The sequence below is a fragment of the Colwellia sp. NW0002-52-1 genome, assembly GCF_057550865.1.
Genome location: NZ_BAAJLU010000025.1, coordinates 17,156 through 28,334, shown reverse-complemented (window position 1 = coordinate 28,334; position 11,179 = coordinate 17,156). Strand labels below are relative to the sequence as shown.

At 35.8% G+C, this 11,179-nt stretch carries 14 protein-coding genes; 5 read left to right on the top strand and 9 right to left on the bottom strand.

Annotated elements, in window-relative coordinates:
* Window positions 1-361 precede the first annotated feature (361 nt).
* Window positions 362-610 carry a DUF3297 family protein gene (locus AC27H3_RS16915; RefSeq protein WP_085302628.1) on the top strand — a complete coding sequence of 83 codons (249 nt, stop codon included), beginning with the start codon at window positions 362-364 and terminating at the stop codon, window positions 608-610.
* A gap of 268 nt (window positions 611-878) precedes the next feature.
* Window positions 879-1,610, top strand: a complete 732-nt coding sequence (locus AC27H3_RS16910; RefSeq protein ID WP_487107926.1) for an SDR family oxidoreductase — start codon at window positions 879-881, stop codon at window positions 1,608-1,610.
* Here the strand turns inward: AC27H3_RS16910 and AC27H3_RS16905 are convergent.
* Complete coding sequence (locus AC27H3_RS16905; protein WP_085302632.1) at window positions 1,579-2,070, bottom strand: GNAT family N-acetyltransferase; 492 nt, start codon at window positions 2,068-2,070, stop codon at window positions 1,579-1,581. The two genes, AC27H3_RS16910 and AC27H3_RS16905, sit on opposite strands and share 32 nt — an antisense overlap.
* A 66-nt stretch (window positions 2,071-2,136) precedes the next feature.
* On the bottom strand, window positions 2,137-3,030 hold the full coding sequence (locus AC27H3_RS16900; protein ID WP_273311810.1) for a LysR family transcriptional regulator ArgP: 894 nt from the start codon (window positions 3,028-3,030) through the stop codon (window positions 2,137-2,139).
* A gap of 192 nt (window positions 3,031-3,222) precedes the next feature.
* Between AC27H3_RS16900 and AC27H3_RS16895 the strand changes: the two genes are divergently transcribed.
* Window positions 3,223-3,795 carry a LysE/ArgO family amino acid transporter gene (locus AC27H3_RS16895; protein WP_487107925.1) on the top strand — a complete coding sequence of 191 codons (573 nt, stop codon included), beginning with the start codon at window positions 3,223-3,225 and terminating at the stop codon, window positions 3,793-3,795.
* A gap of 15 nt (window positions 3,796-3,810) precedes the next feature.
* Here the strand turns inward: AC27H3_RS16895 and AC27H3_RS16890 are convergent, their stop codons facing one another.
* Window positions 3,811-4,152, bottom strand: coding sequence for a Fis family transcriptional regulator (locus tag AC27H3_RS16890; protein WP_273311812.1), 342 nt, complete (start codon window positions 4,150-4,152; stop codon window positions 3,811-3,813).
* A 714-nt stretch (window positions 4,153-4,866) separates the two neighbouring features.
* Here AC27H3_RS16890 and AC27H3_RS16885 point away from each other — a divergent pair.
* Window positions 4,867-6,240 carry a hypothetical protein gene (locus tag AC27H3_RS16885; RefSeq protein ID WP_487107924.1) on the top strand — a complete coding sequence of 458 codons (1,374 nt, stop codon included), beginning with the start codon at window positions 4,867-4,869 and terminating at the stop codon, window positions 6,238-6,240.
* A gap of 42 nt (window positions 6,241-6,282) precedes the next feature.
* Here AC27H3_RS16885 and fdhD read toward each other — a convergent pair whose 3' ends face one another.
* On the bottom strand, window positions 6,283-7,200 hold the full coding sequence (gene fdhD, locus AC27H3_RS16880) for a formate dehydrogenase accessory sulfurtransferase FdhD (RefSeq protein ID WP_487107923.1): 918 nt from the start codon (window positions 7,198-7,200) through the stop codon (window positions 6,283-6,285).
* A gap of 23 nt (window positions 7,201-7,223) precedes the next feature.
* Window positions 7,224-7,847: a 3'-5' exonuclease gene (locus tag AC27H3_RS16875; protein ID WP_487107922.1), complete on the bottom strand. Its 624-nt coding sequence runs from the start codon at window positions 7,845-7,847 to the stop codon at window positions 7,224-7,226.
* A gap of 280 nt (window positions 7,848-8,127) precedes the next feature.
* Here AC27H3_RS16875 and AC27H3_RS16870 point away from each other — a divergent pair, with 280 nt between their 5' ends.
* Window positions 8,128-9,087, top strand: coding sequence for a LysR family transcriptional regulator (locus AC27H3_RS16870; RefSeq protein ID WP_085302647.1), 960 nt, complete (start codon window positions 8,128-8,130; stop codon window positions 9,085-9,087).
* A 3-nt stretch (window positions 9,088-9,090) separates the two neighbouring features.
* Here the strand turns inward: AC27H3_RS16870 and AC27H3_RS16865 are convergent, their stop codons facing one another.
* The 4 genes from AC27H3_RS16865 to AC27H3_RS16850 form a co-directional block, all read right to left on the bottom strand.
* On the bottom strand, window positions 9,091-9,480 hold the full coding sequence (locus AC27H3_RS16865) for a hypothetical protein (RefSeq protein WP_487107921.1): 390 nt from the start codon (window positions 9,478-9,480) through the stop codon (window positions 9,091-9,093).
* Between the two features lie 100 nt (window positions 9,481-9,580).
* Window positions 9,581-9,979, bottom strand: coding sequence for a MoaF N-terminal domain-containing protein (locus AC27H3_RS16860; protein WP_487107920.1), 399 nt, complete (start codon window positions 9,977-9,979; stop codon window positions 9,581-9,583).
* Window positions 9,963-10,469, bottom strand: a complete 507-nt coding sequence (locus AC27H3_RS16855; protein WP_487107919.1) for a carboxymuconolactone decarboxylase family protein — start codon at window positions 10,467-10,469, stop codon at window positions 9,963-9,965. Before AC27H3_RS16855 ends, AC27H3_RS16860 begins: the two co-directional genes overlap by 17 nt.
* Before the next feature lie 54 nt (window positions 10,470-10,523).
* A complete protein-coding gene (locus AC27H3_RS16850) occupies window positions 10,524-11,153 on the bottom strand; it encodes a putative quinol monooxygenase (protein WP_487107918.1) in 630 nt (209 codons plus the stop codon).
* Window positions 11,154-11,179 lie beyond the last annotated feature (26 nt).

The following is an 11,179-nucleotide window of genomic DNA, read 5'->3' as shown; positions in this document are numbered from 1 at the left end:
ATTAAGAAATCCTGTATGAGTTTACATGATAAAACCAAATTTCTCTTAATATTTATTTAATTTTGTATTATAAACAACAATGTTAGCGTCATCAGTTTAACGCTAAATTTTTCAATTAAATTTACATAGTCTGCCTAAAAGCACGTTGCCTTATGCGTTGATGAATAGAAAGCGTAAGTTACACTTTTTTAGTTACTTTATTATTCTGGAACATTAGAAAATACTTATCACCTTTGCACACAACTTTAATCACTTAAAAGTTGTGTGCATAAATACGATATAAATCAACTAACAGTACTTGAGCGATATACTTATATTGCCTACAATAGCGCACTTTTTATTTATTAACAGCACACATAAAATGACCGATACAAACTCACAACCGGCTTTACCTGATCGTCTTTCTATTAATCCTCGTAGCCCACATTATGTGGCTGCTGTATTCGAACATGAAATTGGCATTAAAATTAATGGCAAAGAACGTTTCGATGTTGAAGAGTATTGTATCAGCGAAGGTTGGATTAAAGTTGCAGCGGCTAAAGCACTCGATCGTCGCGGCCAACCTCTTTTAGTTTCTGTTAAAGGAACGGTAGAAGCATTTTATCGTTAGAATGTACAAAAATAGATAAGATAACCTTCTTGTCAAAATACCTGACAGGGTTTTGCATATTAATTCATGTGTTTTATAGCCCTGTTAGCGTTAGTAGCTAAAGAACCAATTTAAAAATTACTCTCTAAAAAGGCAAATTGAATAATTGCCTCGACCCAATAGCCTGTGTAAATGTCATCATAACGACTTACAGCTGAAACATTAATGATTTACATGCTTTAATGGCATGTTAACCTGTTTTTATACAAATATATTGATTAAGCCTGAAATGTCAGTAACTAACGCATTAAAAAGTAAAGCTCAGCCGAAAGTAGCATTAATTGTTGGTGCTAGTGGTTTGGTTGGTCAGCATTTACTCTCACAACTATTAGCAAGTAAAAATTATAGCCAAGTCATTGCCTTAGTACGAAAACCGCTTGATGTTAATCATAATAAATTGATACAAAAACAAGTAGATTTTAATAATTTAGCACATAATTTAACGCAACTGACTAAGCCGAATAATGGTCAGGAAAAGTTAGATTTAAACGAAGATTATTTACCTAAAATAGATCATGTTTTTTGCACACTCGGCAGTACCATCAAAAAAGCAGGTTCTAAGTCAGCCTTTAAGCAAGTTGATTATTTATACCCTTTGCTCATCGCCAAGCACTTTTATCAAGAAAATGCTTCTTTATTCTGTGTAGTAACAGCAATGGCAGCCAGTGAATCTTCAGCTATATTTTATAACCAAGTAAAAGGTCAGTTAGAGTCAGCAATATGTGATATTGGCTATCAGCACTTGGGATTATTTCGACCATCAATGTTATCAGGTAAGCGAAATGAATATAGACTGGGTGAACAATTCGGCACGCTAGTGATGAATGCATTAGCTTTTATGATCCCAAAGAAATACCGCGTAATTAAAGCAAATAAAGTGGCGAATGCTATGTTAGCTTATGCTGAACATCCACCACTAGGTATTACTATTACTCAGTCAGATCAGCTGCAAAATCACTAAGGGTTTTGCCTGTCATTCGATAACCAACCCACTCTTCTTGCGCCACTGCACCTAACGAGTGATAAAACTCTCTAGAAGGTGTATTCCAATCTAAACAACTCCATTCAAATCTTGCACAATCTTTTTCAACCGCTATTTTAGCCATGGCTTTTAACAACTTAACACCAGCGCCTTTACCTCGGTATTCTGGCATTACATACAAGTCTTCTAAATAAAGACCCGATTTTGCCAACCAAGTTGAGTAATTAAAGAAATAAATGGCAGAGCCAATAGCCACACCATCAAGCTCACAAATTAACGCAAAAACATGGCTGTTCTCAGCAAAAATAGTTTCTTTAATAGTTTGCTCTGTAGCTAATACTTCATGTTCAGCTTTTTCATAAATAGCGAGATCTATAATAAATTTAAACAATATGCCGGTATCGTTTACTGTTGCTTTTCTTACAACTAAATTACTCACATTAGCTCCTGATTATTTGGTTTTTATTATGTATTTAATAGTAAATGCATAGAGTGCTAAATACTATTATTGATTATTTAAAGCGTGTCTAGCCCGTGCAACAATAGCAGTTGAAAAGGTTTTAAATACGCCTTTTAACAACACCCAATGATGCCAGTATAAAGTTCTTATAATTTGGTGTTCAGGCATTAAACTTACCAGTTCTTTAGCATCGAGTTCAGCTTGTATTTGTAGTTTAGGTATTAAGCAATAGGCAATGCCATGTTTAGCAAAATTAACAAATGCTTCAGAAGATCTCACGGTGTGGCATGGATAAGAGCCCTTTTTTAAGCCAAAAATTTGCTCAATATAATCAATATGCATTTCATCTTTTTGATCATAAGCTACAGCAGGTGCAGTCGCTAATGCTTGTTGATTAATGCCCTTGGGGAAATAACGTGCAACAAAACTTGGCGAAGCAACTAGTAAATATTGCATGTCTCCTAGCTTCTCAAAAGTACAACCGGGTAAAGCGTGCGGGTGCGTACTTAAAGCGCCAAACACTTCGCCATCTTTTAAGTAATTTATCGTTCTATTTTCGTCAGCAAGCCTAAAATTTACCGCAACATTATATTCGTGACAAACATCACCTATTGCCGAAATTAACCAGGTTGCCAAACTGTCAGCATTACTCGCAATATTTGCGGTTATTGTTTCGTGCTTTTTATCACCCGAAATATCAGGAAGAATATCTTGCTCGAGTAATTTAACCTGCTGATAGTGAGCAAGTAATTTTTTACCAATAATGGTTGCTTCAATAGGCTGACTTCTAATTAATACTGGCTGTCCTATTGCTTGCTCTAAGCTCTTAATACGTTGGGAAACTGCTGATTGTGTAATTGCTAAAACAGACGCTGCTCGATCAAAGTTTTGTTCGTCTAGCACCACGCTCAACGCGTGGAGAAGTTTATAATCTAGCATGACTTTTCGCTCCAAAAATTTTAGTGATTAACTCACCTCACACACATTAGCAAAACTTATCAAAGATAAAAAACATTAATTATATTTATATGTCAACATACGTTAGATTAGCCGCATTAACAAAACAGACAATCACTTTTTGGAGCAACAATGGTTTCCCCTCTTCTACAAGGCCTCTTTTTAGGCAGCAGTATGATTATTCCTCTTGGCGCGCAAAACTCGCACATACTCAACCATGGTATTAAAAGAAATCGTCATTTTTTGGCGGCCACCGTTTGCATGCTTTGTGATGTAATTCTTATTGCCATCGGCGTATTTGGCGGGGCTAAGCTAATCGCTACTTCACCTTCTTTAGTTATAGCTATATCTTGGGGAGGAATATTATTTTTGTCTGGTTATGCCTTTTTGTCTTTTCGCCAAGCTTGGCAAAATAATTATCAGAAAACGACAGAAGAAGGGATAAAAATTAATAACAAACCATGGCTAGTTATTGTGTCTACACTCGCGGTTACACTGTTAAACCCACATGTTTACCTTGATACAGTATTAATTCTGGGCAGTGTTGGTGGTCAATTTGAAGGCAATGAAAAAGTCGCTTTTGCCGTTGGCACTATGCTGGCATCTATCCTTTGGTTTTATAGTTTAGCTGGAGCGGCAGCAAAAATGTCGCCTTGGTTAAGCAAAGCCAAAGTTAGAAGAAACATTGATATCATCGTTGGGCTAATAATGTGTGCAATTGCGGGGTCATTATTTAATAACTTATAACTAACTTATAACTGACTAGGCCAGCCTTTTCTGCCAATTACCGCCATGATATAGCGTGCAGTTTTCTTCACTGTCGAGCTCAATTTGGTTTTTGGCATTTTTTAATTCTATGCCAACATCAGCAAGTTGATTAATAATTTGTAGCGCCAAACTATCTTTACTGCTTGATTTTAAATAGTGTGCAAGCTTGGCGTTACTATCAAAAACACATACAATTTTTAAGCTTTCCGGGAATTTATTAAAATTAACGGTATGCGTTAACCATTCAAAACCATCGATATCTTCTAACGCTGAATGACAAACTTGAGTTAGCGCTTTAACAATTTGATTATCTAATTTTTTATCTGATTTACGCATGTTATTTTAATATCTCTTCTTATACCAAATGTAATAAGTGATTGACCAATTTTAAGCGAGGATAAATTGTTCAAGAAAAAGGCGTTTGATTGATTATTTATTTCAATTGGTATTAGCTACTTTAAGGCTTGATTGCAACTACAAACTTAACAGGGCCTTTATACAGTAACTATACTCAATTTTACAGTTTGTTTTTATCCGTGTTATTGCTCGGCTCTTTAACAGCAGTTAAATCGATCATACAATTTAATTAGTTTTATTACCTAACCTGAACTCGGGATAAATAAGTGCTTGATACTCAAGTGAATCAAAAGCTTAAGTGGCAAAGTACATGCTATAGCAAGGTGAACATCACGAATTTACACCATCAATGCTTCATTTCATGCCATTTCCAAGGCAAAACGTTTATGAAAAGCAACAAGCTATTTATCGACGTTTTAACGCAGATAATGGGTTAAAAGGAGTATTGAGCAAGTGCTGCTTACCCTGAGTTAAGGTAATCTATTTATTAGCAACTAGTCTGCCATAAATAATGTTAGAGATTTTCAGCAATTTATTTAACAACATACAAGATTAATTATTCACTTGCCATCGTATTTAACATTAAATTAATTCAACTATAAGTGAATAAAATCTTTAGGAAATCAACATATTTTCAGGCATAATTATTTAATCTTGATAAGGCAATTAACTGTTTAGGGGCAGACGATATAAGTGAATAATACCAAACTCACCCAAGACGAAAACCTATCGATTAAAGTTAGTTATCAGTTGTTGCCTAATGATCATCAAAGACTTGATTTGTATTTCTCTCTACCTGTAGAAATGGGTATTGGTCCTAATACCTTGGCCGAAGAGCAATATTTTCATAGCAGTATTGAAAGCCACAGCGCTTATTATTCAGATCAGTTGCATTTACCCTTAGTTCGCAGCCGTTTTATCAGTCAAAAGAAAGGTGAGCAGAGTGATTATCGCTTGAACCTCAACTTATTCTCTTATCAAATTCTAATTGCCTTAGATACAGATATAAAACAAACGATTAAAAAAAGAGAGAGTGAAAGCTTTTATCCTCAAGCTATTGTATTAGCTGAGCAAATATCAGGCTTATTGAAAAAACTGAGAAGATACACGCCACCAGATAAAAAGCTGAGTCCGTTTTTTGAAAATGCTGACAATTATCTTAGCTGGCAAGTAGAGCAGTCTTTTTTAAAGTTGCTATCTCGAGGTCCTAAAAGTACTGACTTTACAACTGAGCGAAATTTTTTATTTGCTTTATGTCGCAGTGAAAGTGAATACCGTGAAGCCAATCAATATAACTCCAAAACAACGTTGGATGATCCTAATAGAATAACGAATAAAATGCGTTTGCTGCAAAGGTTAATTGAATATGGCGTAGTCCTTCAACAAGAAGTTAAAAGCCTTAATCAAAATTTAAAACGCATGGTAAGTGGCGCAGTAACTATGGTTATTATGGCCTTTGTGATGATGTTAGTACTTAATGCACGAGCTAATTTCACCGAAGTTACCATTGCCTTAGTCGCAACATTGGGTTTTATTTACGGTTTAAGGGAAATATTTAAAGATGATATTACCCGAGTGCTTTGGCGCAGTATTCAAAGAGGTTTACCTAAATGGAGAAACATTTATACCAATAGTGTAAACAAAGTTCGCATTGCAACTCAAACTATTTGGCTAGAGTACATTCGTGATAAAGATCTGCCAAAGCAAGTAGATAAATTATTTCAAAATAGACGTCATCAAAATAAGCAAGCCGCGCAGTTACTACATTTTCGCAGTGATATTAAGGTTAATGCAAAAAGTTTTATGCCGGGCTACGATGAAATTCAACAGCGGATATTCTTTAACCTTACGCCTTTTATTCGCTTTCTCAAAAAAGGTGAAGGACGTTTGTATTCGCTTGACGGTAGTAAAATAACCAAACAAGCCGTAGAGCGTCGTTACCAAATTAATGTGGTTCTGATGCAAACGGATAAACAACACCTGCAAAAAATGCAACGCTATAAAATTACTTTAAATCGTTCAACAATCGTTAATATCGAAGCGATGAAAGCAGATGACGATGATTAAGCCTAATAAATTTTTTAATTGATAAGGTTTTTACCTGCTGAATTATTCGGTAGTTACCAAAGGTATTAAACGCCAATCGCCATGATATAGATTAAAACTATCACGCTTAGTAAAACCAATTAATGTTAAGTTGAAACGTTTAGCGGCTAATATTGCTAACTCAGAAGGCGCACCAACAGCAATTAACACACTAACGCCCGCCATCACCGTTTTTTGCACTATTTCAAAACTAATGCGGCCACTGACTAAAACACTATATTGAGACTGGCAAGTATCACGTTGCATTAAACTCGCGCCTAGTAATTTATCTAAAGCATTATGACGACCAATATCTTCTTTAAGATCAATTAAGACACCCTGTTGATCAAATAAAGCTGCCGCGTGAGAGCCGCCGGTTTGTACAAATTGAGACTGTGCTGCACGCATCAACGTTGGCATTGCACAAATAACGTTAAAAGCTAACCAGTGTTTGTGCTCAGATAAAACCGGAGGGTTTTTCATTTCCAATGACTTTAGCGATGTTGTACCACATAAGCCACAACTACTATAGGTTACTTGAAAGCGCTCAAGCGATTTAATATCTGGCACAACGCCGGCTTTGAGTTTAACTTGCCATTCATTCTCTGTATTTATCTGATCAGATATTTGAGCTTCATCTTGGGATATTTCAGGCGCAATATTTTCTATTTGTTGAAAACATTGAATAATGCCTTCAGATTGCATTAAGCCTATTATCAAAGCTTTATCGTTACCGGGTGTTCGCATCGTAATTGAAAATATTTTACTTTGATAAGTTTGCTCATCAGTTTGTTGCCACAATAAGCGTATTTGTAATGGCTGTTCGACAATGACTTGGTCTAGTTGCAACATTTTACCTTGCGCACTATATCGAAACTTTACTAGCTCTGTTGTGGCAAGTTCCAGATCTTGGTGTTGCTCTGTCGTTTTACTTTTGCTCATAGCATGATGAAACCTTGGTATATTTAACTAACTTTAGCTGCATAATTTGCTAATAACTTATTCACTTGAGCCTTTGGTGTTTTAGCTAGCCGCTTAATAAGACTAAATGGAATGTCTGCTAGCCCATAGCGCACACTTATATCATTTAGCATAATTACCCAAAGCTCGGCTGTCATTTGGGCATCAAATAATGCTCTATGAAAACTACCGTCAGCAGCAATATTTTTATAATTTATTAACGTGCCTAACTTATGATTAGGGGCATCTTGATAAATACGTCGTGATACTAATAAAGAGCAAGTAAACTCGCCAGAAACAACTCGTCCTAAACGTGCTAATTCAGCGTCGAGAAAACGGCTATCAAAAGAAGCGTTATGGGCTAATAAGTTACTTTCACCAATAAAGTCAGCAAAATCAGTCATTACTTTTGCACAAGGTGGTGCTACCGCTAACATCCTATTATTGATGCCGGTATAGTTTTCAATAAAACTATTTATGCGTCGACCCGGGTTCATTAAGGCTTGAAACTTATCGGTAATTATACCGTTTTCAAGCTTTACAGCGCCAATTTCAATAGCGCGATCACCTTGATCGGGAGATAAGCCTGTGGTTTCAAAATCGAGTACGACAATAGAATTAGCTAACACTAATGCATCCTTTAGAAATGGTAGAGCAAATAATGCCAAATTATCTCACAATAATTTAAATTACACATCACGGCAACAGTTCAAAGTTGCGATTAATAAGCACAACTTTTCATGATAAATAGTAAGCAATGTAAAAAATTTAACTTATCTTAACTTATGTAAAATTAACAACCTAAGTCTAGGGAGTACCATTAGTCATTACATTATTATAATATCTCTCACTTGAATGCCGAGGTTATGATGCCCCGTAGTTTCATTATTAATTTCTTTAAGGTCCCTTATGATAGCTACCAACCAGCTAGCGTTATTTCTTGATGTTGTTCAGCAAGGCTCTTTTGCCAAAGCCGCAACATTACACGATATGGATAACTCGTCGTTATCAAAGCAAATTAAAAAACTAGAAACGAGTTTAGGTGTTCAGTTACTGAATCGCTCTACCCGTTCTTTTTCGCTAACGCCTGCTGGAGAAGAAATTCTCGCTCAAACTCATTTGCTTATATCAACGCTAGACCAAATACAAAACATTGCTGATTCTTACCAAACCACACCTAAAGGTCACATTAGAATTGCCTCGTCGATTGCCTTTGGTCAAATGTATTTACAACCGGCTATTTCTCGTTATATGAAAAAATTTCCGGAGGTAAAAATTACCCTCTCGTTAGATGATAAACGTAATGACATTATTGCCGATCACTTTGACTTGGCATTTCGAGTGGGCAAGCTTACTGAATCAAATTTAATTGCAAAAAAAATCGCCAACACCAATTTTGCCCTTGTTGCCTCTAAAGACTTTGTTGCGCAATATGGCTACCCTAAAACGCCTGAAGAACTTATAGATTTACCCGCCGTTGTATACAGTAATGGCAACGTAACTTTAGATTTATTAAAAATGAGTGAGTCACCAAGCAGTGATATTTTTAATAATTACAAAATGAAAGGTAACTATAAAGTTAGCGACGTAAAATCAATTATTGACGCGGTACAACATGGTATAGGCTACACCTTGCTTGATCTTTTTAATTTAGAAAAACCGATCAGCGAGTTAAATTTAGTGCCGCTGTTAACAGACCACAAAATTTCAATGCTGGATACAGGTATATACGCTATTTATCCACACCGAAAACAAACACCACTAATTACTGAGTTCATCAGTGAATTACAAAACTATATTGGTACCCCACCCTTTTGGGAAAGCCATATTCCTAATTACCATAATTTGTACCCATTAAAAAACACATAAGACTTATAGCGTTTTAAGCTTACGTTTAGCTTCATCTGTGTGCTTAAAAAACTGATAAGGGATATTTAATTTTTTATAACAACGTGATATTTGCTTTTTAATTAATGCTTCACAGGTTGATGCTTTAATAATAACGGCTGAAAAAGCTAAACCATGATCAATTCTATATTTCAAGGTTTTACAAAGTGCTGCTTCAGCCTCAGGGGTAAAAATACTCTCTGCATGCAAAATAATAATTTGATGCCACGTTTTATTTCTAAACTTGGGCACAACCTTTTTTAACGCTTGATCAAGTTTCTCAATAATTTCAATATTAAACGGCCCCGACGCTTCAATAACGAGCTGCTCATCACTATTTTTTATCACATAATTTCCGTGTGCTACAAATGACATATTTTCCTCCTATAAAACATTTAAAGACCGTATAAAATACTATTTTTGAATGCTTAACGATTTAAATAAACAGAGCAAAGCAGAGCCGACAATTTAAGATTTACTTTTCGACCTTAACAATTTTAGCGCCATGAAAATGCACCGTTTCACCTTGTAAAATTGCACTGCCGTACAAAAGGTTATTATTAAAATTAATATGCAAAGTTACATAGTCACCGTAGCCTTCCTCAAACCACGCGGCTAAATATGTGTTATCAGCTACTTCAAATGCGGTGTAAGGAAATGGTCCCCACCACTTATCTGGTTTAGAGCCCGTTAAGTATTGGTAACTTACCCCATCAGGCTCAAACTTCACATGATAAGCACGTCCGCTGGTGTAATTGTATGTAATAGCTGTGCCATCGAGTGCCCGTGTCGAAGGGTTCAAGTCTTCAGCAAAGACATTATTTGCGCTTAACAGTAATAACAATAGCAAACCGAATTTATAAAATACCTTCACCTTTATTCTCCTCAGTTTTTTCAAGCATTGTGCGCTGCATAACCACTTCTTTTAAAGCTAAAGTGCCATTTATCGCGGCAGGAAAACCAGCATAAGCACTAGTTAGTAGCATTATTTCCGCAATTTCTTCTTGCTTAACACCAACATTTAACGCTGCATTTATGTGCGCTTTAAGTTGTGGCTTAGCATTTGCGAGTGCTGCTAAGTTAGCTATGATGATCATCTCTTGAGTTTTTACCGATAACACTTTGCGACTCAGTAGATCACCAAAACCGTATTCAATAGCGTATTGTGCTAAATCTGGTGAAACATCTTCAAATACCTGAACAATTTTTTCGCCCGAACCAGCACCATTTATTGCGTTTAATGTTTTCATCCCCTGATTAAAGCGCTGAGACATCTTTGACACATTAGTTGGGTTTTCAGTCGCATAGGCCGAACTAAGTGTAAAAAGTGCTAAATAAAGTGTCACAATTATTTTCATATTCATCGTTATTCCTTAATAAACATTAATTATGGTAGAAAACATTATTGGCTAATAGAATTAAAACTCTTCAACAAAACTCATGTATTGCTTTAAGTCACCAACAACCGCTTCATTAAGTAGCGCACCAGTTTCAACGGCATAAGGTTGATTAAAGTGTATATCCCACAAGTCTGATTCATTACGCCAATGTTCATAAACAACAAATTTATCGTCTTGGCCATCAATAGTGTAAAGATCAAAAACTAAATTCCCCTGCTCTTGACGGGTATTGTCTACATGGCTTTCGAAACGTTTTAACAATTGCTGGCGATATTCAGGCTTAGTATCAAAAATAAAGAACACAGAAAAAACATCGTCAGCTTTGTGCACTATTTTAGGGTTACTTTCATGTAAAGGTGCAGGCGCTGTGTCGTTAAGCACCATTACTGTCGGTGCTGCTTTTGAAGCACTTTCTAGCATGCCTAAAACATTTTTAACATAGCTTTGCTCTGCATGTTGGTCTAAAGCAGCTTGGTCTTGAAAACGTTCATAAGCAAAGAAAACACCCGCTTGATTTTTATCTTGAAATAAGCGTAACTCTAAACAACCTTTTTCATTTTCTGCCCCTTGCTTATCAACAACAAGTGCCGCTTTAAATGTTTCAATTTGCTCAGGTTTAATATCAAACTTTACGATTTGTGTGATCATGTTAATGTCCAACTCTATAATTTATT

Bases quoted from the DNA above. Each gene is read 5' to 3' on its own strand.
- fdhD (WP_487107923.1), bottom strand. From the start codon at position 7,200: ATGAGCAAAAGTAAAACGACAGAGCAACACCAAGATCTGGAACTTGCC.
- AC27H3_RS16890 (WP_273311812.1), bottom strand. From the start codon at position 4,152: ATGCGTAAATCAGATAAAAAATTAGATAATCAAATTGTTAAAGCGCTA.
- AC27H3_RS16850 (WP_487107918.1), bottom strand. From the start codon at position 11,153: ATGATCACACAAATCGTAAAGTTTGATATTAAACCTGAGCAAATTGAA.
- AC27H3_RS16915 (WP_085302628.1), top strand. From the start codon at position 362: ATGACCGATACAAACTCACAACCGGCTTTACCTGATCGTCTTTCTATT.
- AC27H3_RS16895 (WP_487107925.1), top strand. From the start codon at position 3,223: ATGATTATTCCTCTTGGCGCGCAAAACTCGCACATACTCAACCATGGT.
- AC27H3_RS16855 (WP_487107919.1), bottom strand. From the start codon at position 10,469: ATGAATATGAAAATAATTGTGACACTTTATTTAGCACTTTTTACACTT.
- AC27H3_RS16870 (WP_085302647.1), top strand. From the start codon at position 8,128: ATGATAGCTACCAACCAGCTAGCGTTATTTCTTGATGTTGTTCAGCAA.
- AC27H3_RS16865 (WP_487107921.1), bottom strand. From the start codon at position 9,480: ATGTCATTTGTAGCACACGGAAATTATGTGATAAAAAATAGTGATGAG.
- AC27H3_RS16900 (WP_273311810.1), bottom strand. From the start codon at position 3,030: ATGCTAGATTATAAACTTCTCCACGCGTTGAGCGTGGTGCTAGACGAA.
- AC27H3_RS16910 (WP_487107926.1), top strand. From the start codon at position 879: ATGTCAGTAACTAACGCATTAAAAAGTAAAGCTCAGCCGAAAGTAGCA.